Annotated in this window: 20 protein-coding genes and 1 tRNA gene; 1 reads left to right on the top strand and 20 read right to left on the bottom strand. The window is 69.1% G+C overall.

The genetic code is table 11. The features are described 5' to 3' along the window. Window positions 1–38: 38 nt before the first annotated feature. The 17 genes from AC1PME_RS08290 to thrS form a co-directional block, all read right to left on the bottom strand. Window positions 39–1,541 carry a lipopolysaccharide biosynthesis protein gene (locus AC1PME_RS08290; RefSeq protein ID WP_481097835.1) on the bottom strand — a complete coding sequence of 501 codons (1,503 nt, stop codon included), beginning with the start codon at window positions 1,539–1,541 and terminating at the stop codon, window positions 39–41. Continuing rightward, window positions 1,538–2,587, bottom strand: a complete 1,050-nt coding sequence (locus AC1PME_RS08285) for a glycosyltransferase (protein ID WP_481097834.1) — start codon at window positions 2,585–2,587, stop codon at window positions 1,538–1,540. Before AC1PME_RS08285 ends, AC1PME_RS08290 begins: the two co-directional genes overlap by 4 nt. Beyond that, complete coding sequence (locus AC1PME_RS08280) at window positions 2,584–3,717, bottom strand: glycosyltransferase family 4 protein (RefSeq protein ID WP_481097833.1); 1,134 nt, start codon at window positions 3,715–3,717, stop codon at window positions 2,584–2,586. The genes AC1PME_RS08285 and AC1PME_RS08280 overlap by 4 nt, the downstream gene beginning before the upstream one ends. A 46-nt stretch (window positions 3,718–3,763) precedes the next feature. After that, window positions 3,764–4,861: an acyltransferase family protein gene (locus AC1PME_RS08275; RefSeq protein WP_254461116.1), complete on the bottom strand. Its 1,098-nt coding sequence runs from the start codon at window positions 4,859–4,861 to the stop codon at window positions 3,764–3,766. Then, complete coding sequence (locus tag AC1PME_RS08270) at window positions 4,858–6,135, bottom strand: polysaccharide biosynthesis protein GumE (RefSeq protein WP_254461390.1); 1,278 nt, start codon at window positions 6,133–6,135, stop codon at window positions 4,858–4,860. The genes AC1PME_RS08275 and AC1PME_RS08270 overlap by 4 nt, the downstream gene beginning before the upstream one ends. A gap of 175 nt (window positions 6,136–6,310) precedes the next feature. Then, window positions 6,311–7,771: an undecaprenyl-phosphate glucose phosphotransferase gene (locus AC1PME_RS08265; protein ID WP_254461115.1), complete on the bottom strand. Its 1,461-nt coding sequence runs from the start codon at window positions 7,769–7,771 to the stop codon at window positions 6,311–6,313. A gap of 309 nt (window positions 7,772–8,080) precedes the next feature. After that, window positions 8,081–9,517: a GumC family protein gene (locus AC1PME_RS08260; protein WP_307549821.1), complete on the bottom strand. Its 1,437-nt coding sequence runs from the start codon at window positions 9,515–9,517 to the stop codon at window positions 8,081–8,083. Beyond that, window positions 9,514–10,206 (bottom strand): polysaccharide biosynthesis/export family protein, encoded by a 693-nt coding sequence (locus AC1PME_RS08255; protein WP_307549820.1) that lies wholly within the window; start codon window positions 10,204–10,206, stop codon window positions 9,514–9,516. The genes AC1PME_RS08260 and AC1PME_RS08255 overlap by 4 nt, the downstream gene beginning before the upstream one ends. Before the next feature lie 583 nt (window positions 10,207–10,789). Next, window positions 10,790–10,866: transfer RNA gene (locus AC1PME_RS08250), tRNA-Pro, on the bottom strand. 101 nt (window positions 10,867–10,967) lie between these two features. After that, entirely contained in the window at window positions 10,968–11,324 is a 357-nt protein-coding gene (locus tag AC1PME_RS08245) for a MerR family transcriptional regulator (RefSeq protein WP_009597860.1), read from the bottom strand. Beyond that, the gene (locus AC1PME_RS08240) at window positions 11,305–11,604 is read right to left on the bottom strand and encodes an integration host factor subunit alpha (RefSeq protein WP_003466661.1); all 300 of its coding nucleotides are present in this window, start codon (window positions 11,602–11,604) and stop codon (window positions 11,305–11,307) included. Before AC1PME_RS08240 ends, AC1PME_RS08245 begins: the two co-directional genes overlap by 20 nt. Window positions 11,605–11,628: 24 nt before the next feature. Beyond that, the gene (gene pheT, locus AC1PME_RS08235; RefSeq protein ID WP_481097832.1) at window positions 11,629–14,007 is read right to left on the bottom strand and encodes a phenylalanine--tRNA ligase subunit beta; all 2,379 of its coding nucleotides are present in this window, start codon (window positions 14,005–14,007) and stop codon (window positions 11,629–11,631) included. Window positions 14,008–14,126: 119 nt separating this feature from the next. Beyond that, window positions 14,127–15,122 (bottom strand): phenylalanine--tRNA ligase subunit alpha, encoded by a 996-nt coding sequence (gene pheS, locus AC1PME_RS08230; RefSeq protein WP_481097831.1) that lies wholly within the window; start codon window positions 15,120–15,122, stop codon window positions 14,127–14,129. 202 nt (window positions 15,123–15,324) lie between these two features. Continuing rightward, a complete protein-coding gene (gene rplT / locus AC1PME_RS08225) occupies window positions 15,325–15,684 on the bottom strand; it encodes a 50S ribosomal protein L20 (protein WP_010342859.1) in 360 nt (119 codons plus the stop codon). Window positions 15,685–15,694: 10 nt separating this feature from the next. Continuing rightward, complete coding sequence (rpmI, locus tag AC1PME_RS08220; protein WP_010342861.1) at window positions 15,695–15,892, bottom strand: 50S ribosomal protein L35; 198 nt, start codon at window positions 15,890–15,892, stop codon at window positions 15,695–15,697. 372 nt (window positions 15,893–16,264) lie between these two features. Then, complete coding sequence (gene infC, locus AC1PME_RS08215) at window positions 16,265–16,804, bottom strand: translation initiation factor IF-3 (protein WP_206234651.1); 540 nt, start codon at window positions 16,802–16,804, stop codon at window positions 16,265–16,267. Window positions 16,805–16,852: 48 nt separating this feature from the next. Next, window positions 16,853–18,757, bottom strand: coding sequence for a threonine--tRNA ligase (gene thrS / locus AC1PME_RS08210; RefSeq protein ID WP_481097830.1), 1,905 nt, complete (start codon window positions 18,755–18,757; stop codon window positions 16,853–16,855). Between the two features lie 346 nt (window positions 18,758–19,103). On the opposite strand from thrS, the gene AC1PME_RS08205 reads away from it, so the two are divergent. Further along, window positions 19,104–20,168 carry a LacI family DNA-binding transcriptional regulator gene (locus AC1PME_RS08205; RefSeq protein WP_481097829.1) on the top strand — a complete coding sequence of 355 codons (1,065 nt, stop codon included), beginning with the start codon at window positions 19,104–19,106 and terminating at the stop codon, window positions 20,166–20,168. Window positions 20,169–20,317: 149 nt separating this feature from the next. Here the strand turns inward: AC1PME_RS08205 and AC1PME_RS08200 are convergent, their stop codons facing one another. From AC1PME_RS08200 to AC1PME_RS08190, 3 genes are read right to left on the bottom strand one after another with little or no spacing between them, the layout of a single operon-like run. Next, window positions 20,318–21,991 (bottom strand): alpha-amylase family glycosyl hydrolase, encoded by a 1,674-nt coding sequence (locus AC1PME_RS08200; protein WP_481098090.1) that lies wholly within the window; start codon window positions 21,989–21,991, stop codon window positions 20,318–20,320. Window positions 21,992–21,999: 8 nt separating this feature from the next. Further along, window positions 22,000–23,484 (bottom strand): MFS transporter, encoded by a 1,485-nt coding sequence (locus AC1PME_RS08195; RefSeq protein WP_481097828.1) that lies wholly within the window; start codon window positions 23,482–23,484, stop codon window positions 22,000–22,002. Then, window positions 23,481–25,682 carry an alpha-L-rhamnosidase-related protein gene (locus tag AC1PME_RS08190; protein ID WP_481097827.1) on the bottom strand — a complete coding sequence of 734 codons (2,202 nt, stop codon included), beginning with the start codon at window positions 25,680–25,682 and terminating at the stop codon, window positions 23,481–23,483. Before AC1PME_RS08190 ends, AC1PME_RS08195 begins: the two co-directional genes overlap by 4 nt. Window positions 25,683–25,920: the final 238 nt, after the last annotated feature.

Here is a 25,920-nt window from a genome sequence, read left to right as displayed (position 1 = left end):
CGGAATGGAAGAATGAAGAACACGCAGGCGCACCTCGCTCATCGCTGGCCCCGCGCCTGGCGTAACAGCGTGCGCATCTGCAGGATCGCCAGCACGTCGCGGCGGAACGCCGGCCACAGCGCGAACACCAGCAGGCCAGACAGCGCCATCGCCGCCGCGCCGACGAAGAGCTGCAGCCACAGCGACGCGCCGCCCCACTGCTGCGCGGCCAGGTAGGCGGCAACGCCGCAGACGCCGTAGCCGAGCACGGCGCGCAAGGCGTTGTTGAACAGCTCCCAGGCCGGGATCTGCGGCGCGATGCGCGCGATCCAGATCACCGACAGCGGCCACATCACCAACAGGCCCAGCGTGTAGCCCACGGTCACGCCCATCACGCCCCACAGCGAGCCGGCGAAGATGCAGGCGATCAGCATCACCCGCCCCACCACCGAGTACACCAGCTGCTGGCGCATCAGGCCCAGCGCCAGGAACACCCAGTAGGTGGCGTAGGACGCGGTCTGGAAGATGCCGCCCAGGGTCAGCACCTGGAACAGCGGCACCGCCGGCCGCCATTGTTCGCCCAGCACCAGCACGATCAGCGGCAGCGCCAACGCGCAGGCGAAGGAAAACAGCGCCACGATCAGGTGCACCATCACCGTCTGCCCGCGCAGCAGGAAGTTGCCGAAGCGCGGCGGGTCGTCCTGCAGCTGCGACAGCACCGGCAGCGCCACCGAGGTGGCCGGCGCGTTGATCTGGTTCAGCGGCATCATCAGCAGCTGGAACGCGCGGTTGTACAGGCCCAGCGCCTCGGCGCCGATGCGGTGGCCGATGATCACCTGGCCGACGTTGCGGCTGGCGTAGCCGAGCAACTGCGCGGCCATCAGGTTCCAGCCGAAGCTCAGGAAGGTGCGCATCGGCGCATCGCGCCGGTAGCCGCGCGGCAGCCAGCGCGCGCAGGCGCCGGCGATCAGCAGGTTGACCAGCGCCTGCACCACCTGCTGCCAGACCAGCGCCCAGTAGCCGTAGCCGGCCAGGGCCACGCCGACGCCGGCGAGCAGGCCCAGCACCTGCGCGCCGACATCGCTCAGCGACACCTGGCCGAAGCGCAGCGCCCGGCTCAGGTGCGCGCGGTACTGGGTGGTCATGCCGTTGAGCAGGAAGGTCACCGCCAGCGCCTGCGAGATGCCCAGCAAGGCCGGCTCGCGATAGAAGTGCGCGATCCACGACGAGGACAGGAACACCACGATCGCCAGCGCCAGGCCGATGCCGCTGTTGATCCAGAACAGGTTGTCGCGCTGCTCGCGGCTGACGTGCTTGGCCTGGATCGCCGCCGAGGACAGGCCGAAATCGCGCAGGATCTCGGCCATGCCGACGATCGCCGTCACCATCGCCATCAGGCCGTAGTCGTAGGGCGTCAGCAGCCGCGCCAGCAGCACGATGCCGCCGAACTGCACCACCATCTTCGCCAGCTGCCCGGCCATGGTCACCGCCGCGCCGCCGGCCGCGCGCGCACCCAGCCCAGGTTGCGGCGCCGCCGGCCGCGACGTCTCCGCGCTGCTCATGCGCCCTCCCCATGCTGCGCGGTCAGCGCCTGCAGATAGCTGCGGTAATGCTGCTGGCCGATGCCGTTCCAATCGCGCCGCGACAGGTCCGGCACGGCGTCGGCCGGCAGTTGCTGCGCCTGCGCCAGGGCTTGCGCCAGTTGCGTCGCATCCAGCTCGCCCTGGTACAGCTGCACCCATTGCGCACCGACCTCGTCGGCGATGGCGGCATTGGCCTCGCTCCACGGCGCCAGCACCGGGCGCGCCAGCGACAGCGCCAACAGCAGCGTGCCGGAGTTGTGCATCTGCCGGTACGGCAGCACCACCAGTTCGGCCTCGCCGATCTCCTGCGCCAGCACCGCGTCCTCGACGTATTGCAGGCGCGCGCTGATCCGCGGATCCTCGGCGCAGGCGCGCTCGACCACGCCGCGGATCTGCGCGTCGATCGGATTGCCGGCGATGCGCAGGCTGAGCTGCGGATCCGGCAGCGCATGCACGGTGGCGACCAGCGTCTCCACGCCCTTGTACGGGCGCAGCAGTCCGAAATGCAGCAGGCGCCCGCGGACCCGCGGCGGTTGCGGCAGCGGCGCGTACCAGTCGCGGTAATGGCCGTGCAGGATGGTGTCGGTGGCCGGCGCGCGTGCGGGCGTGGTCGCATTGATGCGGATCCAGCGCGCGGTCTGGCGGTCGATCCAGCGCAGCAGCAGGCGTTCGCGCCAGCCCTTGTCCTCGTGCGGCGCCACGTTGTGCAGGGTGCGCACCAGCGGCACGCCAGCCAAGCGCAGGCGCAGCAGCAACACCGCGACGCAGAGCTGCTTGGCCAGCGTGCCGAGCGCCGTGCGATGCCGCAACAGGTACTCCGGCCAGTGCAGGTGCAGCACGTCGTAGCGCGACAGCAGCGCCGCGCGCATCGAGAAGAAACGCAGCCGCACCTGCGGCGGCAGCGCCGCATAGAGTTGGGTCAGGTAAGGATTGGTGGTCGCGGTCGGGCGCTCGGTCGACAACAGCACCGTGATCGTCGGCGCGGACGCGTGCGATGCGTCGTCGCGCTGGCGCTCGCCGCTCATCGGCCGCCCTCCGCGCCGCCCAGCGCCAGGCGGTATTCGTCCAGGTAGGCGCCGACCACGCGGCCCCAGTCGTAGCGATGCGCGTACGCCATCGCCGCGGCGCGCTGCGCGGCGAAATCCGCATCGGTGCCGGCGGCGAAGGCGCGCACCGTGGCCGCGGCCGCCTGCGGGTCGGCCGGGTCGACCAGCACGCCCTGCCCCGACTCGCGGTGCAGGCGCGCGAACGGCGGGATGTCGCTGAGGATCGGCAGCAGGCCGGCACTCATCGCTTCCACCGCGGCCAGGCCGAAGCCCTCGTGCCGCGACAGGCACACGAAGTACTGCGCGCTGCCGAGCAGCTGCGCCAGTTGCGCCTGGGTCGGCGCCACCTGCAGGCGGACCCGCTGCTGCAGGCTGCGCTCGGCGATCGCCTGCTGCAGGTCGGCCACGCTGAAGTCGTACTCGCGACCGGCCACGATCAACTGCCAGGCCGGGTCGTGCGCGGCCAGCGCGCGCAGCAGGTCCAGGGTCTCCAGCAAGCCCTTGTTGACCGACCAGCGCCCGAAGTAGATCAGCGTGCGCCCGGGCGCGGCGCTGCCCTGGCCGGCGAACTTGTCCACGTCCACGCCGTTCTCGATCACCCGCAGCCGCTGCGGCGCGACCACCTGCGAGAACAGCCGGCCATCGTTCTCGCTGGTCGCCACCACCCGCGCATAGGCCAGCGCCGAGGCGCGGGTGAGGGTCTTGAACCAGAGCATCTTCAGGCGCGAGGCATAGGTGGTGTGGAAGAAGCCGCCATGGGTGGACACGATCATCGGGATGCGGTGCAACGGCCGGGTCAGGGCCAGGAAGTCGTAGAAGAAATCGATGCCGTGCACGTGCAGCAGATCCGCGCCGCGCACCGCCGCCAGCACCGACGGCGCCAGCGGGTAGCGCGAGGAGCCGCGGTAGGCCAGCCGCACGATCGGCACGCCCTGGTACGCATCGCGCGGCGCCAGGCGCTGCTGCGGATCGGTGAACACCCGGTCCAGGCTCACCACCTTGACCTGGTCGCGCCCCTGTTGCAGATGGCGGCGCGCGATGTTCAGCACCACCTCCTCCATGCCGCCCACCGACGGATGGAACTGGCGCACCACGTGTACCACCTTCATGCCAGGCCTCCGCCAACCGACGTCACGCGCGCCGTCATCCTCATCGTCATGCCGCCGCTCCCGCCGGCGCGGCGCGCCGCACGCCGATCATCCACGGCGCCACCCGCACCAGCACCACCCGGATCGGCACGCTGGCCAGCACCGCCAGCACGCTCACCGACACCGCCCAGGTCGGCCCCCAGGCATCGCCGCGGACCAGTCCGGTGCGGGCGGCGACGCCGGCCATCACCGAGAACAGCAAGGTGTGGGTGCACAGGATCAGCAAGGTGTTGCGTCCGATCCACTGCAGCCAGGCCCAGTGCTGGACGAGTCCGGCGACGCACAGCGCCATCGCGCTGCCGAGCAGGCTGGCGGCGAGGAAACCCAGCGGGGAATCGCCGAACTTGAGCATGTTCACGTCCACGCGGCCGTTGTGCCACGCGATCGCGAACCAGACGGCCCCCAGCAGCACCGCCGCCAGCGCGTTGCCGGCCGGCCGCGCCGGCCACCAGTGCGCCCGCGTCGCCGCGAGCGCGCCGATCGCGAAGAAGCACAGCGCCACCGGCAGCACGTCCAGGGAGAACGGCAGGCGCATGTCCTGGCCCGGGAACCAGCACGCCCAGCCCCAGGCCAGCGGCAGCGACAGCCCGGCCAGGGCCTGCACCGACAGCACCCGGCGCAGCGCCAGATAGGCCAGCGTGCTCACGAACAGCGCCGGCAGGAACCACAGCGCCGGCATCACGTAGAGCTTGGGGCCGATGCAGCTGACCAGGCCCAGCAGCGGCTCCCACCAGGGCCGGTCGCCCCACAGTTGCGCCTTGCTGCCGATATGCCGGGTCAGCATCCAGTACGCGTAGGCGACGAAGAAGAACGCCACGTAAGGCAGCAGCAGGCTGCGCGCCAGCTTGCCGACCGTGGCCAGGGTCAGCGGGCGGTTGCCGAAGGCCTCGCCGACCCAGCCCGACAACAGGAAGAACATCGGCACGTGGAAGCTGTAGGCCAGGATCACGTAGGCGTGGGGGATGCCCTTGGCATGGCCGAACACCACCAGCAGGATCGCAATCGCCTTGGCCGCATCGATGCGCATGTCGCGCGGCGCACGCGTCCGTGCGCTGCGCGCCTGCGCCGGCACGGACGCGGAGACGGCCGTGGCGGGCGCGCTCATGCCGGCACCGCCGGAATCCGCGAGACCGGGGCCGACCCCGCCGGCAACGCGGGCGCATCGCGCAGGCGCGGTGCCATCTGCCACAGGCAACCGCACACGAACCACCACAGCGCCGCGGTCTTGATCGAGAAATAGCCGTTGGAGACCAGCAGGCTCAGCGAGAACGCGAAGATCAGCAGGTTCTTGAACAGCTGCCCTTCGATGGTGCGCATCAGCATCGCGAACGAATAGGCCAGCAGGAACGCCAGCACCAGCAGCACCGACTGCGAGGAGATGAAATAGGCGATGCCGCTGTCGAAGTAGCGGTACGGCTGGTCCACGTCCAGCCCCATCCAGGCATCGGCACGCATGTTGCGGATCGAATAGACGGTGAAGAACACCCGTCCCAGGGTGGTGTCCTCATAGCTCTGGATGCCCGAGGCCCACACCAGCAGCCACGCACCGCCCAACACCGCGAAGAAGATCAGAAATCCCAGGCGCTGGTCCATGCGCAACAGCAAGGGGCTCAGCAGCGCCATCATCACGCAGGTGCCGGCGGCCAGGCGTCCGTCCGAGGCCACGATCAGGAAGCCGATCATCGCCACCGATGCGACGATCGCCAGCGGCCGCATCCAGCGCCAGAAGGTCAGCAGGATGGCGGCGAAGAAGATGATGAAGTTGCCCATCGTCACCGGCTCGATGAACACCGAGGAGGCGCGCGGCAGGTTCGACGAGGGCAGGAAGTTGCGCGCGCCCGGCCGCGTCGCGCTGACGAACAGGTTGCTGTCCTGGTTCCAGAAGCTCGACGCACTGGCGCCGCGCGCATTGACGAAGTAGCTCTTGGGGTTGACCACGTCGCCATAGACCTTGGGCAAGGCCAGTTCGAACACCGCCACCAGCGACACCAGCAGCGCCATGCGCACGAACATGCGCGGCAGCGAGCCGGTATAGGCCGCGCCGAGGATCAGGAAGGCGAACGGGATCAGCGCATCGCGGAAGAACTTCGGATCCAGCGACCAGGCCAGGAACAGGCGCACCAGCATCAGCAGCGCCAGCAGGGCGATGCCGGTGAACACCATCGCCATGCGCTTGCGGTCCAGCGCGCGCAGGCCGAGCAGGAAGCAGGCCGCGTACACCGCCAGCTCCACCACATAGGTCATCGCCGGGCTGACCCGGAACACCTTGGCGTTGATCACCGCCAGCACGAAGTTGTAGCCGATGGCGAACAGCAGCACCAGCTCGATCAGCAGGTTGCGGCGCTGCTCGCGCAGCGGCATGTCCGGCGCGCTCAGCATGCGCACCTCAGCGCGGCGGCGCATCGCGCGATGGCGCCACGCTGGACACGCGCCCGGCGTGGCGCCGGCGTGCGGCGCGTGGCGCCATTCGGCGCAGGCAGGGCAGGAACGACGGCGACGCGGGGGCGACGCCGGCGCTGCACACGGTCGGCGGGAGGAAGACGCATCGGGCGCATCAGTAGGCGGTCTTCTGCCCGAGCACCTTGAACGCGGTGAGCACGATGATCCGCGTGTCCAGCCACAACGACCAGCGACGGATGTAGTCCAGGTCGTACTGAATGCGCTTCTTCATCGTGCGCAGTTCCGGCGTCTCGCCACGGAAGCCGTTGACCTGCGCCCAGCCGGTGATGCCCGGCTTGACGTAATGCCGCTGCATGTAATGGTGGATCAGCTTCTCGTAGTGGGTGTTGTGCTGCGCCGCGTGCGGACGCGGCCCCACCACCGACATGCTGCCGCCGAGCACGTTGAACAGCTGCGGCAGTTCGTCCAGGCTGGTGCGGCGCAGGAACGCGCCGAAGCGGGTCACCCGGCTGTCGCCGCGGGTGGCCTGCACCACCACCTCGCTGGGCTCCTGCTGCACGCGCATGGAGCGGAACTTGTACATGTAGAACTCGCGCCCGCCCAGGCCGTGGCGGCGCTGGCGGAAGAACACCGGACCCGGCGAACTGAGCTTCACGCCCACCGCGATCGCCAGCATCAGCGGCCACAGCACCGCCAGCGCGGCCAGGGCCACCAGCTTGTCCTGCAGCGCCTTGGCGACCACGAAGTAGGTGTTGCGGTCCACCCCGCCCTGGCGCAGGTTGATCACCGGCACGTTGCCGATCTGGTCGCCGGACTGGTTGAGCATGCCGAAGTCGAACAGGTCGGGGATCAGCCTGACCTGGATCGGATAACGATCCATGCGCTGCAGCAACTGCTTGATGTGGTCGCGCTCGCCCAGCGGCAGCGAGATCCACACCTGCTCGACCTGGTGGTCGTCGAGATAGTCGATCAGCGCATCGGCGTTGCCCTCGCCCAGGCACTGCAGCTTCTGCGGATGGTCGGCCACCGACAGGTCGTAGTCGCTGCTGAAGTAGCCCACCACCTGCATGCCGACCCAGGGATTGCGGCTCAGGTAGTTGTGGATCTTCACCACCGGATGGCGCAGGCCGACCACCACCACGCGCTGCACGTCCACGCCTTCCGAGCGCAGGCGGTTGAGCACGCCGCGCACCACCGTGCGCGAGAGCAGCAACGTCGCCAGGCTGGTGACGAACCAGGTGCCGATCCACAGCCGCGAGACCTGCTGGCCGAACTGCACCACGAAGGCATGCACGGCGAACAAGGCGAACACGCCGCCGCAGGCCAGGCTCAACACCATCATCTCGCGCAGCAGGCCGCGCCCGCGCCAGCTGCGGTACAGCGGAAACAGGGCGAAGCAGATCACCGCGTACAGCAGTGTGGTGCCGATCGCCACCCGGTATGCCGGTTCCGGCATCCAGCTGCCGAACAGCAACCGATGGGTCAGCAACGCGCTGCCGACCATGACGGTCAGGTCGGACACGCGCAACAGGATGTCTGCCGCGGCCGCGTACTTGGACAGCATGCGCGGCGAGGAGGTCGTATAGGTGGCGCTACTCAGGTCTGCCAAAAGCATGATCGGGATTCCTATCCAAACCCGGTCGATCGGCATGCGGGGGAACATGCGACGCCGCCGGGCCTCGATTTCGCCTGCCTGTGGACCGCTGCGGCGCCTCCCTCGCCGACCCCAGGTCCACGGCAGCCCGTGATTACTTCAACAGAACAACGTCTTCGTACAACCGAGCAGGAAAATAATGGAGCACCTCATTGCTTAGCTGAACCACGTATCACCTCACTGAAGACTGTGCGTCGAACCGATGCCGTCGTGTGCGTTGCGGCACGCGCCGGCGCCTGGCGCGGTGCAACCCGCCATGGCGCCGCCACCTCACGGCGAGGCCGCCGCCGCGGCTTCGGCCTCGCCGATGAAGTAGCGCACCAGCGCCACCGCCACCGCCAGGAACAGGCCGAACACGAACGCCAGCGCCAGGTTGAGCAGCTTCTTCGGCGAACTCGGCTTGCCCGGCACGTCGGCGCGGTCGACGATCGAAATGTTGTTGGTGCCGACGTTGCCGACCACGCCAATCTCCTTGTAGCGCTGCAGCAGCGCGTCGTAGAGCTGGCGATTGGTGTCGGCCTCGCGGCGCAGCATGGTGTAGCGGATGCTGCGGGTCTGCAGGTCCAGTTCGTCGTTCTTCAGCGCGGCGATGCGGTCGCTGAGCAGGGTCTCCTGCTGCCGCGCCGCCTCGTAGTCGTTCTTCAGCGCGCTGCGGATGTTGGCGATCTCGTTGGCGATCTGCCGCTTGGTCTCGGCGATCTGGTTCTGCAGGCGCTGCATTTCCGGGTAGCCAGGCTGGAACGTGGCCAGCTTCTGCTGGTAGTCGGCGGTCAGCTTCGCCTGCTCGGTGCGCAGGCTCTGGATCAGCGGACTGCTGACCACCTGCGGCAGGCCCATGCCGTCGCCGATGCCGGCCTGGCGCCAGGCCGCCTCGGCCTTGATCCGCGCGTCCTGCGCCGCAGCCAGGCGCACATTCAGCTCGCTCATGTTCTGCGTCGGCAGCGACGGCTTGTCCTCGCCCATCGACACGATCTGTTCCTTGCTGGAATAGTCGACCGCGTTCTTCTCCGACTCCTCGACCCTGTCGCGCAGTTGCGCAAGGCGTTCGGACAGGTAGCGCGCGGCGAACGAGGACGCCTGCAGCCGGCGTTCCTGGGTCGAGGCGATGAACATCTTGGCGTAGGTATTGGCCACGCGCGCGGCCAGCACGCGGTCGGGCGAATCGAAGTTGATCCGCACCAGGCGCGAGTCGCGGACCGGCTCGATGGTCAATGCGTCCAGCACCGGGCCGACCAGCGCGTTTTCCGCCGCCGCGGCGCGCGCCTGCGGCGTCGGCGCGCGTCCGTCGCCGTTGTTCTGCAGCTTCTCCAGGGCTTCGTCCACCAGCGGCTTGAACGCCGGATCCTGGGTCAGCTTGGCCTCGCGGATCACCTGCCGCGCCAGCGAACGACTGCCGAGCAGTTCGTACTGGGTCTGGTAGAAGTCGCGGTCCTGCGGCGATTCCACCGGCATCAGGTTGGCGACGTTGGCGACGTTGAGCGATTCGCGCTCGATCTGCAGCACGCTGGTGGCGCGGTACTTGGGCGTCATCAGCAAGGTGACCAGCAGCGCCAGCAGCACCACCGCGGCGGTGATGCCGACGATCAGCCAACGCTGGCGGTACAGCGCATTCCAGTAGTCCAGCAGGCCGATGTCGGCCGGGCTCAGCGGGGCGCCCACCGGGCGCGGATGCGGCACGGAGGCCGGAGGCAGGGTGGAGGCGCTCATCGGTAGGCCCTCCAGACCATCACGAACGGAGTCAGTTGCACCACGGTGCGCAGCACCACCAGCGCATCGGAGCGGTACACCACCACGATGTCGCCGCCATAGATCGCCGGGTCGGGCGCGGCGCCCTTCTGGATATCGCGCAGATCGAAGCGGGCCAGCATCTTCTGCCCGCCGACGGTGCGGAACACCACCACATTGCCGCGGCTGGCCACGTCACTGACGCCCTTGCCCAGCGACAGCGCCTGCTGCAGGGTCAGTGCGGAGCCTTGGATGGGATAGATGCCCGGCTCGGATACCGCACCGGTGACCGTGACCCGGTTGCCGGTGAACTCGTCGACCAGCACCGACACCTGCGGGTTCTGCAGGTAGCCATTGCGGTAGCGGTCGGCGATCTCCTTCTGCAGGGCGTTGACGCTGGAGCCGGCGGCCTTGACGTCGCCGATCAGCGGCAGCGAGATGCGGCCCTCGTTGTCGACCCGCACCTGGCGCTCCAGATCGTCGACCTGGAACACCTTGACCGTGAGCAGGTCGCCCGGGCCCAGCAGGTATTCCGGCTTGCCCATGGACGCGGCAAGCGGATCGCCCGGCGGCAGGTCGGACCGCATCGCTGGCCCGCTGCTGCATGCCGACAGCAGTGCCAGACAGAAAAGGGCCAGCGCCCAGTGGAAGGTCACGGAGAGTTTACCCATGCGCGATGCTGATGCCCTCTGTCGAATGGTTTTCGAAGTGCCGCACTCGCCCAGCCGGCCAGGGGTTCCATTCCCGGCCGGGGGATGATGACGGTCTCAATTCCTGCCTGGGACGAATGGCCCTGGCCAACAGCGAAGCTTCGTGTTGCAACGCACTATGGCACAGGCATCTGCCGTCACCAAGGCGTTACCCGACATTTTTTTGACGCAGTAACGCGGGGATTCAACTACATGTCCGTCAGTTCAGCCTAGCAAGGGCGGGTGAACGTTCCATCGACGCGACGTTAACGTGATCAATGTCAACGGATTGACGCTGCGCGGTTCCCAGTTCCGGTGCGGCTTTGCGTTCCGGCAGGGCGGCGGCGGCGCTCCGGAACGGCGCAATCGCGAACATTTTGTCTACGGCGCCGGGTTCGACGCCCGCGCGACGTTACAGATCGCCACGTGTGGCGACGCCGGCACGAAGTTGCCATTCGCACCTGGGCGGGCGGCTCGCCTGCCGCGTGACCGCCGCCGCCCACCCTCGCCCGGCACACGGCACAAACAAAAAGGCCCATGTCGCGGGACATGGGCCTTCGAAAGATGGTCGGGGTAGCCGGATTCGAACCGACGACCACTAGTCCCCCAGACTAGTGCGCTACCAGGCTGCGCTATACCCCGATGGGTGTCTCCGCCGTCGTGGCGGACCCGCCTTGCGGCGAGTTGGCGATTATAGCGGGTTTGCCGCAGGCATTCCTAGCGGCTGGGGCGCCGCCGTCCGCTCAGCGCCGCAACAACTGCAGGACTTCTTCCAGCTCCTGCCGCACCTGCTTGATGATCTGGTTGCTCAGCGCCGACTCCTGGCGCGCGCCCTCGCCCTCCAGGCGCAGCCGCGCGCCGCCGATGGTGTAGCCCTGTTCGTACAGCAGGCTGCGGATCTGCCGCACCATCAGCACGTCGTGGCGCTGGTAGTAGCGCCGGTTGCCGCGTCGCTTGACCGGTTCCAGGCTGGGGAACTCGGTCTCCCAGTAGCGCAGCACGTGCGGCTTGACGTCGCACAGCTCGCTGACCTCACCGATGGTGAAGTAGCGCTTGGCCGGAATCGGCGGAAGTTCGCGGTTACTGCCCGGGTCCAGCATATGCCTCCACTCGCTCCTTGAGCTTCTGTCCGGGACGGAAGGTCACCACCGTCCGCGCCGAAATCGGGATCTCTTCGCCGGTCTTGGGGTTGCGACCGGGCCGTTGGTTCTTGCGGCGCAGGTCGAAGTTGCCGAAACCGGACAGCTTCACCTGACGCCCCTGCTCGAGCGCATCGCGCAGCACGTCGAAGAACGCATCGACGAATTCCTTGGCCTCGCGCTTGTTCAGCCCGACTTCGTCGAACAACCGCTCGGCCATTTCCGCTTTGGTCAACGCCATTGCCCTGCTATCCCCCTGTCCTTCTCAACCACGCATCCGCGCGTCGTGTTCGCGCGCCAGCGCCGCGACCGCTTCGGCGACCACCGCCTCCACGTCGCGGTCTGTCAGAGTGCGCGTGTTGTCCTGCAAAATCAAGCCCATAGCGAGACTCTTGCAACCAGCCTCGACCCCCGCGCCGACGTAGCGGTCGAACAGCACCACCTCGCGCAGCAAGGGCCCCACGGCCGCTCGCACGCTGCGCGCCAGCGCCGCCCAGCTCACCGCCTCCGGCACCACGAAGGCCAGGTCGCGGCGCACCGACGGGAACCGCGACAGCTCGGCGGCGCGCGGCAGGGCACGCGCGGCCAGCGGCGCCAGGTCCAGCTCGAACGCCAGCACGTCGACGTCGATCTGCATGGCCTGCAGCAGCCGCGGGTGCAGCTGGCCGATCCAGCCGATCCGCACGTCGTCGCGATAGACGTCGGCCGAGCGGGTCGGATGCGCGAACGGATGCGTCGACGGCCGGTAGTCCAGGCGCGCGCCGGATGCCGCGGCCAGGGAGTCCAGGTCGCCCTTGAGGTCGTGGAAATCGACCTTGCGCGCCGGCAGGCCCCACTGCAGGGCGTCGGCGTCGCCGCACACCGCGGCCGCCACGCGCTGGGTCTCGGTCGGCGCCGCGCCGGCCTGCGCCGCCGCGGCGAACACCTTGCCCAGTTCGAACAGGCGCACGCGCCCAGCCTGGCGCGCCACGTTGCGACCCAGCGCGGCGACCAGGCCCGGCAGCAGCGACGGACGCATCACCGCCAGCTCGGCGCTGAGCGGGTTGGCCAGGGCCACGCGGCCCTCGTGCAGGCCCCACTGGTCCAGCAGCGCGGCATCGACGAAGGCGTAGTTGATGGTCTCCAGCAGGTCGCGAGCCAGCAACTGCCGGCGCACGCTGCACTCGTCCAGTTGGGTCTCGCTGTCCATGGCGATGCGCGTGGCGCCGCCGGGCAAGGTGGTCGGCAGGCGGTCGTAGCCGTGGATGCGCGCCAGCTCCTCGATCAGGTCCTCTTCCAGGGCGATGTCGAAGCGGCGGCTCGGCGCGGTGACCTGCCAGCCGTCGGCCGTCGCGACCACCTGCATGCCCAGCGCGCGCAGGATGCGTTCCACGTCGGCATCGGCGATCTCGATGCCGAGCACGCGCAGGATGCGCGCGCGGCGCAGCGCGATCGGCGCCGGTGCCGGCAGGAATTCGGGCAACTCGGCCTCGACCACCGGACCGGCGCGCCCACCGGCCAGCTCCAGCACCAGCCGCGTCGCCAGTTCCAGCGCCTGCCGCGGCAGCGCCGGGTCCACGCCGCGTTCGAAACGGTGGCCGGCATCGGTGTGCAGGCCGAGCTTGCGGCCACGGCCCATGATCGCCGCCGGGGCGAAATGCGCCGCTTCCAGGAACACGTGCCGGGTGGTGTCGGTGACGCGGGTGGCGTGGCCGCCCATCAGCCCGGCCAGCGCCACCGGCCGGTCGGCGTCGGTGACCAGCAGGAAGCCCGGATCCAGCGCGGCCTCGCGGCCGTCGAGCAGGGTCAGGGTCTCGCCGGCGCGCGCATGGCGCACGCCGATCGGACCCTGCAGGGTCTCCAGATCGAACGCATGCATCGGCTGGCCCAGTTCCAGCATCACGTACTGGGTGATGTCCACCAGCAGCGACAGCGGACGCACGCCGCTGCGGCGCAGGCGCTCGGCCATCCACAGCGGCGTCTTCGCCGCCGGGTCCAGGTCCTCGACCACGCGGCCGCAGTAACGCGGCGCATCGGCGCCCGCGTCCAGCGCGACCGGCAGCGTGCGCGCGCTGCCCACCTCGGCCGGCGTCACCACCAACGGCAGCACGTCGCTGCCGCAGGCCGCGGCCACGTCGTAGGCGATGCCGCGCACGCCGAAGCAGTCGGCGCGGTTGGGAGTGAGCTTGATCTCGATGCTGGCGTCGGGCAGCCCCAGGTACGCGGTCAGCGCCTGGCCGACCGGCGCATCGTCGGGCAGTTCGAACAGGCCGGACGCATCGCTGTCCAGGCCCAATTCCTTGGCCGAGCACAGCATGCCGTTGGAGGCGACCCCGCGCAGCTTGGCCGGCTTGATCGCGATGCCGCCGACCTGGGCGCCGACCAGCGCCAGCGGCGCGACCAGCCCGGCGCGCGCGTTCGGCGCACCGCAGACGATCTGCAGCAACTCGCCCTGCCCGGCATCGACCCGGCACACCTGCAGCCGGTCGGCCTCCGGATGCGGCGCGGCCTCGACGATCCGCGCCACCACCACCTGCTGCAGGCCGTCGCCGAGCGGCACGACCTCCTCGACCTCCAGGCCGATGGCGGTCAGGGTAGCCACGAGCTGCTCGCGCGAGGCCTGGGTCGGAACGTGGCTGCGCAGCCAGTTTTCGCTGAATTTCATTGGGGAGCCGGGATTGGAGAGTCGGGAGTGGGGATTCGTAAGAGCGGGTCAAGCGAGATCCGGAAGCAGCGTGGACCCGCTTTCGCGAATCCCCACTCCCGAATCACCAATCCCTGCCCTCAAGCGAACTGCCGCAGGAACCGCACGTCGTTCTCGAAGAAGGCGCGCAGGTCGTTGACGCCGTAGCGCAGCATCGCGAAGCGCTCCACGCCCATGCCGAAGGCGAAGCCGGTGTAGCGTTCCGGGTCGATGCCGACGTTGCGCAGCACGTTCGGGTGGACCATGCCGCAGCCGAGCACTTCCAGCCAGCGGGTGCTGCCGTCGGGCTGCTGCCAGGCGATGTCGACCTCGGCGCCGGGCTCGACGAACGGGAAGTAGCTGGGACGGAAGCGCATCTGGAAGTCGCGCTCGAAGAACGCGCGCACGAACTCGGCCAGGGTGCCCTTGAGGTCGGCGAAGGTCGCGTGCTCGTCGACCAGCAGGCCTTCGACCTGGTGGAACATCGGCGAGTGGGTCTGGTCGCTGTCGCTGCGGTAGACCTTGCCGGCGGCGATCATGCGCAGCGGCGGCGCGTGCTCGCCCATGTAGCGCACCTGCACGCCCGAGGTATGGGTGCGCAGCAGGCGGCCGTCGCCGAAATAGAAGGTGTCGTGCATCGCCCGCGCCGGGTGGTGCGGCGGGAAGTTCAGCGCCTCGAAGTTGTGCCAGTCGTCCTCGATCTCGGGGCCGTCGGACAGCGCGTAGCCCAGCCGCGCGAAGATCTCGGTGATGCGTTCCAGGGTGCGGGTGACCGGATGCAGCCCACCGCGCTCGCCGCGCCGGCCCGGCAGGGTCACGTCGATGCGCTCGGCGGCCAGGCGCGCGTCCAGCGCCGCGGTCTCCAGCAGCGCGCGGCGCTCGGCCAGCGCCGCCGACACCGTGTCGCGCGCGCGGTTGATCGCCTCGCCGGCCAGCTTGCGCTGCTCCGGCGCCAGCGCGCCGAGCTGCTTGAGCTGGGCGGTGATGCTGCCGCTCTTGCCGAGCAGCGCGACCCGCAGTTGCTCCAGCGCCTCCGGACTCTGCGCCGCGGCGATGTCCGCCAGCGCCTGCCCGCTCAGGGAATCGATCTCACTCATTGCACTCGCGCCTCACTGCTCCGGCCGAACCGTGGCCACCGTGTCCCACCGGTGCGGGACCTCACCTACCCGGCAGGCATCCCGCATCGGGACGCCCAAAAACGCAAAAGGGGAAGGACTCGCGCCCTTCCCCCGCATGCCTGCGATTGCACCTCGCCGGAACCCCGCACATGGACGTGCGGGCTTCTGCGGGGACTCGCACTTATGCCGCCAGCGCGCCCTTGGCCTTCTCCGCCAGGGCGGCAAAGCCCTGCGCGTCGTGCACGGCGATGTCCGCCAGCACCTTGCGGTCGAGGGTGATGCCGGCCTTGAGCAGGCCGTTCATGAAACGGCTGTAGCTCATGCCGTTGATGCGGGCCGCCGCATTGATGCGGGTGATCCACAGCGAACGGAAATTGCGCTTCTTCTGCTTGCGGCCGATGTAGGCGTACTGCTGCGCCTTGATCACCGCCTGCTTGGCGACGCGGAAGACCTTGCGACGGGCGTTGTAGTAGCCCTTGGCGAGGTTCAGAACTTTCTTGTGACGACGGCGCGCCTGGACGCCACGCTTGACTCGAGCCATGGTTCAGTCCTCAGAGGTAGGGAAGCATACGGTCCAGACGGCCTGCGTCCTCGGCACGGACGTGGTTCGTCTGCCGCAGGTTGCGCTTCCGCTTGGTCGCTTTCTTGGTGAGGATGTGGCTACGGTTGGCGTGGCCGGCCTTGTACTTGCCGGAGGCGGTCTTGCGGAAACGCTTGGCCGCCGCCCGGTTGGTCTTGATCTTGGGCATTGCAATGTCCTTGATGGTGTTTTGTCACTGGTCAGGGCGGTGGCTGCGCCACACTTTCCGTCCGTGCCCTTACCTGCTTGTAAGCCCTTGATCCACTGAGGATCCGGGCGGGTCCTGTTGCCGCGCGAACGGCAATCCCGATGAACTGGGCCGCGCATTATGCCAGGGCTTGGAATGCCTTGCAAATCATGCAGTTCGATCCTGGCGCTGGCGCGCCGGGATTCGGGATTCTGGCGGGCTGCACGGCGCACAGCCACGTCCCGACTGCGCAGCCGTCGCTGCGCTCGGGAGGTCAGAAGGGGCTGGGCGCAGGGACCGGCACATCGCGCACCCGCCAGCGGCGGGGCGCGATCCTGGGCCGCGGTCCGCGGATCAGCGCTTCTTCGGCGCGATCATCATCACCATCTGCCGGCCTTCCAGGCGCGGACGCGATTCGATGACGATGTCCTCGCCCAGATCGGCCTCGATCCGTGCCGCCATTTCGCGACCGAGCTCCTGATGGCTCATCTCGCGGCCGCGGAAGCGGATGTTGACCTTGACCTTGTCGCCCTCTTCGAGGAAGCGGCGCATGTTGCGCAGCTTGATCTGGTAATCGCCCTCGTCCGTGACCGGACGGAACTTGATTTCCTTGATCTCGACCTGCTTGGTCTTCTTCTTGGCTTCGTTGGCCTTCTTCTGCTGCTCGAACTTGAACTTGCCGAAGTCCATGATCTTGCAGACCGGCGGATCGGCCTGCGGCTGGATCTCGACCAGATCGAGTCCGTCCTCTTCGGCCAGCGCCAGCGCTTCGTCGCGGGTCAACACGCCGACCATCTCGCCGTCCGCGCCGATCACGCGCACGCGCGGGACGCGGATCTCTTGGTTCTTGCGGTTCTGTTTGTTGTCAGGGGTACTGATGTTGCAATCTCCCAGGGGAATCGGACTGGCGCGGCCGGAAGGTCCGTCCGCGCCAGGGTGGTGTCACGCCAACTGCTCGGCGCGCAGCCGTTCGGCGAAGGCGGCGACCGACATGGTGCCCAGATCCTCCCCCGATCGCGTGCGGACCGCAATGGCGCCGTTTTCGGTCTCGCGGTCGCCCGCCACCAACAGGTACGGCACCCGCTGCAGCGTGTGTTCGCGAATCTTATAGCCGATTTTTTCGTTCCGCAAATCGGCCTCGATGCGGAAGCCTTGATTTGCAAGGAGTTTCCGCACGTTGTCTACATACTCCGCCTGCGCGTCGGTGATGTTCATGACCACGGCCTGCACCGGCGCCAGCCAGGCCGGGAACATGCCGGCATGGTGCTCGATCAGGATGCCGATGAACCGCTCCATCGAGCCGACGATCGCCCGGTGCAGCATGACCGGATGCTTCTTCTGGCTGTGCTCGTCCACGTACTCGGCGCCGAGGCGGCCGGGCATCATGAAATCGACCTGCATGGTGCCGAGCTGCCAGGTGCGGCCGATCGCGTCCTTCAGGTGGTACTCGATCTTCGGGCCGTAGAAGGCGCCCTCGCCCGGCAGTTCCTGCCACTCCACCCCACAGGCGCCGAGCGCGGCGCGCAGGGCGGCCTCGGCCTTGTCCCAGGTGGCATCGTCGCCCAGGCGCTTTTCCGGGCGCAAGGCGATCTTGATCTGGATGTCGTCGAAGCCGAAGTCGGCGTACACCTTCAACGCCTGCTGGTGGAAGGCGGTGACCTCGGCCTCGATCTGCTGCTCGGTGCAGAAGATGTGGCCGTCGTCCTGGGTGAAGCCGCGCACGCGCAGGATGCCGTGCAGCGCGCCGGACGGCTCGTTGCGGTGGCAGGCGCCGAACTCGCCGTAGCGGATCGGCAGGTCGCGGTAGCTGTGCAGGCCCTGGTTGAACACCTGCACGTGGCCCGGGCAGTTCATCGGCTTGACCGCGTAGGTGCGCTTCTCCGACTCGGTGAAGAACATGTTGTCCTGGTAGTTGTCCCAGTGGCCGGACTTCTGCCACAGCGACACGTCCAGGATCTGCGGGCAGCGCACCTCGCCGTAGCCGCTGTCGCGGTAGACCTTGCGCATGTACTGCTCGACCACCTGCCAGATCGACCAGCCCTTGGGGTGCCAGAACACCAGGCCCGGGCCCTCTTCCTGCAGGTGGAACAGGTCCTGCTGCTTGCCGATCTTGCGGTGGTCGCGCTTGTCGGCCTCCTCCATCCGCAGGATGTAGGCGTCGAGCTGCTTCTTGTCGGCCCAGGCGGTGCCGTAGATGCGCTGCAGCTGCTCGTTCTTGGCGTCGCCGCGCCAGTAGGCGCCGGAGATGCGGGTCAGCTTGAAGGCCTTGAGGAAGCGCGTGTTCGGCACGTGCGGGCCGCGGCACATGTCCACGTATTCCTGGTGGTAGTACAGGCCCATCGCGGTGACGTCGTCGGGCATCTCCTCGATCAGGCGCAGCTTGTAGTCCTCGCCGCGCTGCTTGAACAATTCGATCACCTCGGCGCGCGGGGTGACCTTCTTGATCACGTCGTAGTCCTGCGCGATCAGCTCCTGCATGCGCTTCTCGATCGCCGCCAGGTCCTCGGGGGTGAACGGGCGCTCGCTGTAGATGTCGTAGTAGAAGCCCTCGGCGATGACCGGGCCGATCACCATCTTGACCTCGGGGTACAGCTGCTTGACCGCGTGACCGACCAGGTGCGCGCAGGAGTGGCGGATGATCTCCACGCCCTCGGCGTCCTTGGCGGTGATCAGGCGCAGGCTGGCGTCGTGGTCGATCAGGTCGCAGGCGTCGACCAGGCGGCCGTCGACCTGGCCGGCGATGGTCGCCTTGGCCAGGCCGGGGCCGATGGACTGGGCCACGTCCATGGGGCTGACGGGGTGTTCGAATTCGCGGCGGCTGCCGTCGGGGAGCGTGATCGTGATCATGGGAGTCGGCGGAAAGGGAAACGGAAGGACGGCGTCCACGCCACCACGGCGGCGGTCGCGACTGGGCGCGGGACAGAAAGAAGGCGCCACAAGGGCGCCTGCTCGGACAGCCTTGGGCGGAAACTCACGCGAGGGCGGTGGTAGTGCTCATGTCGCACGCTCGGCCGGCGTTGCCGCGGGCCACCCAGGTCCGGATCAGGTGATGGGCAAGATGGTAAACCAGTTAGCGCGCAATTGGTAACTTTTGGCGATCGCGGGGCGCGCCAGCAGCACCATCCCGAACGCCAGCGGACCGCCCCTCGCCGCCTCGCTGCGCCGCAGCAAGAGCTAAGGCGGACGCCATGGCATGCTTCGCCGACGTTTTCTCCGCACCGGACGCGCCGTCATCAAAGGCAAGGCCACATCGCTGGACATCGCCTACCTGGCAGGCGTGTCGCAACCCACCGTCTCGCGCGCGCTGCGCGGCAGCCCGGCGGTCAACGAGCAGACCCGGCGCAAGATCCTGGCGATCGCCCGCGAGCTGAACTACAAGGTCGACAAGCACGCCTCCAGCCTGCGCCTGCGCAATGCCGGCACCCTGGCGCTGCTGTTCTTCGAGGACCCGACCACCGACGACTCGCTGATCAACCCGTTCTTCCACTCGATGCTGGGGTCGATCACTCGCGCCTGCGCCCGCCATGGCTACGACCTGCTGGTGTCGTTCCAGCAGTTGTCGGACAACTGGCGCGCCGACTACGGCGACAGCCAGAAGGCCGACGGGCTGATCCTGCTCGGCTACGGCGACTACCTGCAGGCGCAGCAGCGGCTGCAGCACCTGGTCGACCAGGGCATCCATTTCGTGCGCTGGGGCGCGGTGCTGCCCGGGCAGCCGGGCGTGTCGATCGGCAGCGACAACTTCCAGGGCGGCCACGACATCACCGCGCACCTGCTGACGCAGGGCCGCCGCCGCATCGCCTTCCTCGGCGACGCCTCCAACCATTACCCCGAATTCCTGGAACGCTACCGCGGCCACCTGCAGGCGCTGCGTGCGGCCAGTGCCGAGGCCACGCCGGCGCTGCAGGTCGACGCGATCACCACCGAACAGTCCGGCTACGCCGCGGCGCTGGCCCTGCTCGGCCGCGGCGAGCGCTTCGATGCGCTGTTCGCCGCCAGCGACCTGATCGCGATCGGCGCGCTGAAGGCCTTGCGCGAGCACGGGCTGCGCGTGCCCGAGGACGTGGCCCTGGCCGGCTTCGACGACATCCCGGTGGCGGCCAGCGTCGACCCGGCGCTGTCGACCGTGCAGCAGGACACCAAGCTGGCCGGCGCGGTGCTGGTGGAGACCCTGCTGGCGCAGATCGCCGGGCAGCCGGTGAGCAGCCGCACCTTGCCGGTGACGCTGGCGCTGCGCGGCTCCTCGCTGCGCGGCTGAGGCGTCACCGCCGGCGCGTCGGGTCGCGAGCCGGACGCAGGCCGGCTCCAGGAGCGAAACGCGGAGTCCGCAAGACCGGCTCACACCACCCAGTGCGCGTGGACGGCGAGCGCAGGCCGACGCACCAGGCAGACGCGCATCCCCAAGCTTCAGGGCGTCGGCGCGACCCCGTCCTTGGCCGCCATCAGCCAGCGCAGGCGCGCGCGCAGGTCCGGCCGCACGATCGGCGCATCGGACAGGAACACGCGCACCCCGTGTGCCGGCACCTCGGCGCGCAACGCATCGCTCACCTCGATGGCGCTGCCGTCGAAGCCGTCGCGCCAGATGCCGGGCTGCAGGTAGCGGCGCACCTCCAGCGTGCGCGGCGCATCGCCCTTGTTGAGCAGCACCAGCGCGGTCTGGGTGGTGCCCGCATGCTGGAACACGCGGTAGAACACCGCCTCGTCGCCGGACAGGCGCAGGTTGAGCTGCAGCCCACGCTGCAGCGCCGGGCTGCGTTGGCGCAGCGTGGCGATGCGCCGCAGCGGCGCGAAGATCGGGCTGCCGGGAGCGGCGTTCACTCGCGCCTGGCCGAAATAGTTGCGGTTGCCGGCATGCTCGGCGCGGCCGCGCATGAAGCCGGTCTCCGAGCCGTAGTAGATCACCGGGATGCCGCGCGCAGTGAACAGCCAGTTGTGCGCGTCGATGAAACCGGCGTCGCTGGCGTCCAGCCGCGCCATGTCGTGGTTGTCGTAGAAGGTCATCAGCTCGTACGGATTGGCGTACGGGCCGCGCTCCAGGTACAGCGCCGGCTGCAGCGTCTCGTAGCCGCGCCGGGCGTGTCCGAACGTCGCCGCCAGCGCCTGCTTGAGCGGGAAATCCAGCACGCTGACACCCGCATTGTTCGCCCAGGTGTGGCCGGCGATCTTGTGCGCGTCGTAGTCGAAGTCCTCGCCGAACATGAACATGCCCGGGCGCTGCGCGCGGATGCGGCGCACGAACTCATGCCAGAAGCTATCCGGCATCCAGCCGATGGTGTCGATGCGGAACGCGTCGGCGCCCTGCCCCAGCCATTGCGAGTAGGCGCCGACCAGGTAGTCCATCACCGCCGGGTTGCGCTCGTTGAAATCGGACAGCTGCGCCAGGTTGCCGCCGGTGTTGTAGAACGCGTGCAACGGGTTGTGCGCCGGGTCCAGCTTGGATGGCGGCAGGTTCTGGTGGTCGGCGATCAGCTTGCCGTCGCGGTCGAACACCTGGCCGAACATCGGCTGCCGCTTGGGCATGGTCCAGGCCGGCGAGCCGTGGTTGCCGACGATGTCCAGCACCACCTTCAGCTGCTGCGCGTGCATGGCCTGGGTGAAGCCGGCGAAATCCAGCCCCGGACTCGGCAGATGCTCGTCGAGCTTGTAGAAGTTGACGCCCCAGTAGCCGTGGTAGCCGGTCTTGCCGCGATCGCTCAGCGAACTGCCCCAGGTGATCGGCTTGCCGCCGGTGAAGGCTTGGTCGGGGTTGTCGACGATCGGAGTGATCCACACCGCGCCGAAACCCAGGTCGCGGATGTAGCCGGCGTTGTCGACCACGCCCTTGAAGTCGCCGCCGAGGTAGCCGATGTTGTCGCTCTCGCCCGGCGGCGCCGGGATCGGGATGTCGAAGGTGCGGTGCGCGCCGCCCTGGTCGCGGTGATCGTTGCCCGGGTCGCCGTTGACGAAACGGTCGGTGACCACGAAGTACACCGCCTCGCTGGCGAACGGCTCCAGCGTGCCGTAGAACTCCTCCTGTGCAGGCGCCTGGGCCTGCGCGGACGCGGCACAGGCCCCCAGCAGGGCCAGCGCCAGCAGCGACATCCGATCGATCATGCAGTTGCTCCCGAATCCGACGGCACCCGCAGCACGCACAGCGCCGCCACCAGCAGGCTGCCGCCGCCGATCGCCAGCGCGTACAGCGGCCGGCCATCGAGCCAGTGCGTGAGCACGAAGCCCAGCACGCTGACCGCGACCAACTGCGGGATCACGATGAAGAAATTGAAGATGCCCATGTACACGCCCATCTTCGCCGCCGGCACGCTGTCCGACAGCAGGGCGTAGGGCAGCGACAGGATCGAGGCCCAGGCGAAGCCCACCCCGACCATCGACAGCAGCAGCCACTGCGGATCGCGGATCCACAGGAACGACAGCAGGCCGGCCGCACCCAGGCACAGGTTCAGCAGGTGGCTCATGCGCAGCCCGCAGGCGCGCACCAGCCGCGGGATCGCGATCGCCGCCAGCGCGGCGAAGCCGTTGTAGGCGGCGAACAGCACGCCGACCCAGTTGGCGCCGTCGTTGTACGCGGCCGAGGTCGCGTCGTGGGTGCCGTAATGGGTCTGGGTCACCGCGGCGGTGGTGTAGATCCACATCGCGAACAGCGCGAACCACGAGAAGAACTGCACCCAGGCCAGGCGCCGCATCGCCTGCGGCATGGTCTGCAGGTCGCAGGCGATCGCCGCCAGCATGTGCCCGCGGCGCAGGCGCGGCGCCAGCCCCTGCAGCACGCCGTAGCCCAGGCACAGCCCGGCCAGCACGTACAGCATGCGGTCGCCGCCGCTGACGGCGATGGCGGCGCCCCCGGCGATGCCCACGGCGCCCCACAGCGCAGCGGCGACATCGGCGCGGCGCGGCTGCGTCGCGGTGGCGGCCGGGGTGGCGTCGTCGAAACCGTGCAGGTCCTCGGGCGGATACTCGCGGGTGCGCAGCACGGTCCAGCCGATGGACAGGAACAGCACCGCGCCGCCGAGGTAGAACGCGTAGCGCACCGTCGCCGGTACCTCGCCGGGGGCGGCGGTGTTGCTCACGCCCCAGTGCGCCAGCAGCCACGGCAGCATGCTCGCCACCACCGCGCCCACGCCGATAAAGAAGCTCTGCATCGCATAGCCGCTGGCGCGCTGGCGCGGCGGCAACTGGTCGCCGACGAAGGCACGGAACGGTTCCATCGAGATGTTGATCGAGGCGTCCAGCACCCACAGCGTCCCCGCCGCCACCCACAGCGCCGGCGAGTTCGGCATCGCCAGCAACGCGAGCGTGGTGAACAGCGCGCCGACCATGAAGTACGGCCGGCGCCGGCCGAAGCGGTTCCAGGTGCGGTCGGACAGGTAGCCGACGATGGGCTGCACGATCAGCCCGGTCAGCGGCGCGGCGATCCACAGCCCCGGCACCTGCTCCATGTCCGCGCCCAGGGTCTGGAAGATGCGGCTGGCGTTGGCGTTCTGCAGGGCGAAGCCGAACTGGATGCCCAGGAAGCCGAAGCACATGTTCCAGATCTGCCAGAACGACAGCGCCGGCTTGGCGCGGGCCACGTCCCTCATGGGCGACCTCCGGCAGCGCCGATCGGCGCGATCAACAGTGCGGCGACATCGGCGGCATTGACCACGCCATCGGCGCCGCCCTGCCCGCCGGTGTAGCGCGCGAAGTGTTGCAGCGCGCTCATGTTCGCCGCCGGCAACAGCCGCGCGTGGCAGCGCTGCCCGGCCTGCAGGGTGAATGCCGCCGCCGTGGAGGTCTGCTCGCCCACGCTGTGCGGCATCACCAGCGGCTGCGTCTGCGGTGACGCCGCACCGCATTGCACCTGCAGGCGTTTCACCGCGGCGGTGACGCCGGTGTTGATCGGGCCATGCGCGTTGACGTAGCGCAGGCTCAGCCGATACGTGCCATCGTGCGGCGCCGTCCACGCCCAGTCGTCGGCGCCGTCCACGCGCGCGACGTCGCCGACGCAGACGGTGGGACTGTGCAGCGACTCCCAGCGGTCCCCGCGCCGGGTCAGGCTCAGGCACTGCACGTGCTCGGCCAGCGGCAACAGCATGCCGTCGGCGCTTCCCGTGCGCGCCTGCCCATCGACGTACAGCAGCGTGTCCGCGGCGGCCTGCACGCGCCAGCCCTGCGCCTCGCGCCGCACCTGCGGTGCCGGCGGCGCCAGCGGCGCGAAGACGTCCGCCGCCGCGAGCACATGCAGGGGCGCGCTACCGCTGCGCCGCGCGACCAGATCGACGGTGGTCACGCCGTCCTGGCTGCGGGTGTCGCCGGCGACCAGCAGGTCGCCCCGCAGTTGCGCCGGCCGCCGCAGCACGACGCGTCGGTCCTGCAGTTGCAAGGCGATCTCCTGGCGCTCGCCGAACAGCAACGGCACCAGGCTGGCGGGCAGCTTGGGCAACACGCGGCCGTCGTCCTCCACCCCGAACACGCCCTCGACCACCATCGCCAGGTAGCCGGCCACCGACCACAGCTGCCGCGGCGAATTGACCACCGGCCCGCTGAGCGGGCCGTCGTCGACATGCGCGGCCTGGCTCAGGAACTCGTAGTTCTCCATGTTCGAGCCGGCCAGCGCGGCGCCGCGCAGCAGCGAACGCACTTCCAGGTCGATGCGCGCGCTGTCGTCGGTATGCCGCGCCGCGCGCAGCGCATAGGCGCTGACGAACGGCCAGATCGCCCGGTTGTGGTAGATCGGTACCTCGCGCTGCTGCGGCCACACCACCGGGCTGCCCGCCTCCACCGCCGGATAGCGCGCCAGCGCCTGGCGCGCGCGCGCGGCGGGCAGCACGTCGGCCAGCACCGCCAGCGACAGGCCCAGCAGATCGTAGCTTTCGTAGCGCACTGGATGCTCGGCGGTGCCGATATAGCTGACGTAGGTGCCGCGGTCCTCGCGCCAGAAGCGCTCGGCGATCGCCTGGCGCAGCGCATCGGCCCAGCCGGTATAACGCGTGGCCGCCTGCGTGTCGCCCTGCTCGCGGGCCAGGCGCTCGCCCAGGCGCAGCGCCTGGTAGTGCAGCACGTTGGTGGACAGCGCGAAGGAACTGGCGACGAAGCCGACGTCCTCGCGGGTCCAGGCCGGATAGGTCTGCTCGCGCCAGTCCAGGAACGAGGTCTCGCCGCGGTACAGGCCGATGCGCGGATCGAACGCGAACGCACGGTCCTGCGCCAGCGTGGCGGCGAGCGCGGCGCGGGTGTCGGCGGCGAAGCCCGGTTCGTCCAGCAGGTGGCGCGCAGCCAGGAACCACACCACGCGGTCGCTGCTCACCGGCCAGCTGCCGCCGGAGCCGGTGTCCTGCGCCACGAACAGCCCCGGCAGCGCATCGGCGCCGCGCAGCGGCGACAGCTTGAAGCGCAGCGAACGCCGCGTGCGCTCCGGATCCAGCCGTGCCAGGGCCAGGTCCGCGGCATAGCTGACATCGCGGGTCCATACGTAGGGCCAGCGCTCGCCGGTCTGGTAGCAATCGCACGGCAACGGCTTGCCGTGGTCGAACGCCGGGTCGCGGATGGCCTGGACCTGATCGTCGTGCAGTTCCTGCTGCGCCAGCGCGAACAGCGCATCGAACAGCGGGCTGTCGGTCTCGCTGCGCAGCGGCTGTGCCGGCAGCGTACGCGTGCCGTGCGCCGCATGCAGCACGAAGCCGCCATCGGCGGTGGCCTCGGCCTGCGCGGTCTGGCCACGCCAGTGCAATGACGTCTGTCCAGCAGACGCCGACGCCGCAGCACCCAAGGTGGCGGCCAAGCAGATCATCTTCAGCATCGAAGCGGCAGACCGGCTCGCACCGATCGACCTCCCTCCCTCTTTGCCTGCGTGGTGAAAGCACGGGCCGACATTGCCGGCGCCGCGGTCGCCGCCTCCGCATCGCGGGGCGCTGTGGACATGGTAGACGGGCGGCACGGCGGCGCGTGCGCTTGCATACGTATTCATGCGCTGCGCGACGGCGGCATGCGGCGCCGCGGCTATAGTCGTTGCGCTGCCACGGTCGCCTTGGGAGGGG

The organism is Xanthomonas sp. NCPPB 901 (genome assembly GCF_056725085.1).
This window is presented reverse-complemented; position numbering and strand designations above follow the sequence as displayed.

Coding starts and splice junctions, on each gene's coding strand:
- AC1PME_RS08260 (WP_307549821.1), bottom strand. CDS start 9,517: ATGAGCGCCTCCACCCTGCCTCCGGCCTCCGTGCCGCATCCGCGCCCG.
- AC1PME_RS08270 (WP_254461390.1), bottom strand. CDS start 6,135: ATGCTGAGCGCGCCGGACATGCCGCTGCGCGAGCAGCGCCGCAACCTG.
- AC1PME_RS08190 (WP_481097827.1), bottom strand. CDS start 25,682: ATGCTGAAGATGATCTGCTTGGCCGCCACCTTGGGTGCTGCGGCGTCG.
- AC1PME_RS08285 (WP_481097834.1), bottom strand. CDS start 2,587: ATGAGCGGCGAGCGCCAGCGCGACGACGCATCGCACGCGTCCGCGCCG.
- AC1PME_RS08240 (WP_003466661.1), bottom strand. CDS start 11,604: ATGGCGTTGACCAAAGCGGAAATGGCCGAGCGGTTGTTCGACGAAGTC.
- thrS (WP_481097830.1), bottom strand. CDS start 18,757: ATGATCACGATCACGCTCCCCGACGGCAGCCGCCGCGAATTCGAACAC.
- AC1PME_RS08265 (WP_254461115.1), bottom strand. CDS start 7,771: ATGCTTTTGGCAGACCTGAGTAGCGCCACCTATACGACCTCCTCGCCG.
- AC1PME_RS08290 (WP_481097835.1), bottom strand. CDS start 1,541: ATGAGCAGCGCGGAGACGTCGCGGCCGGCGGCGCCGCAACCTGGGCTG.
- pheS (WP_481097831.1), bottom strand. CDS start 15,122: ATGAGTGAGATCGATTCCCTGAGCGGGCAGGCGCTGGCGGACATCGCC.
- AC1PME_RS08245 (WP_009597860.1), bottom strand. CDS start 11,324: ATGCTGGACCCGGGCAGTAACCGCGAACTTCCGCCGATTCCGGCCAAG.
- AC1PME_RS08255 (WP_307549820.1), bottom strand. CDS start 10,206: ATGGGTAAACTCTCCGTGACCTTCCACTGGGCGCTGGCCCTTTTCTGT.
- pheT (WP_481097832.1), bottom strand. CDS start 14,007: ATGAAATTCAGCGAAAACTGGCTGCGCAGCCACGTTCCGACCCAGGCC.
- AC1PME_RS08200 (WP_481098090.1), bottom strand. CDS start 21,991: ATGTCGCTGCTGGCGCTGGCCCTGCTGGGGGCCTGTGCCGCGTCCGCG.
- AC1PME_RS08205 (WP_481097829.1), top strand. CDS start 19,104: ATGCTTCGCCGACGTTTTCTCCGCACCGGACGCGCCGTCATCAAAGGC.
- rplT (WP_010342859.1), bottom strand. CDS start 15,684: ATGGCTCGAGTCAAGCGTGGCGTCCAGGCGCGCCGTCGTCACAAGAAA.
- AC1PME_RS08275 (WP_254461116.1), bottom strand. CDS start 4,861: ATGAGCGCGCCCGCCACGGCCGTCTCCGCGTCCGTGCCGGCGCAGGCG.
- AC1PME_RS08195 (WP_481097828.1), bottom strand. CDS start 23,484: ATGAGGGACGTGGCCCGCGCCAAGCCGGCGCTGTCGTTCTGGCAGATC.
- AC1PME_RS08280 (WP_481097833.1), bottom strand. CDS start 3,717: ATGAAGGTGGTACACGTGGTGCGCCAGTTCCATCCGTCGGTGGGCGGC.
- rpmI (WP_010342861.1), bottom strand. CDS start 15,892: ATGCCCAAGATCAAGACCAACCGGGCGGCGGCCAAGCGTTTCCGCAAG.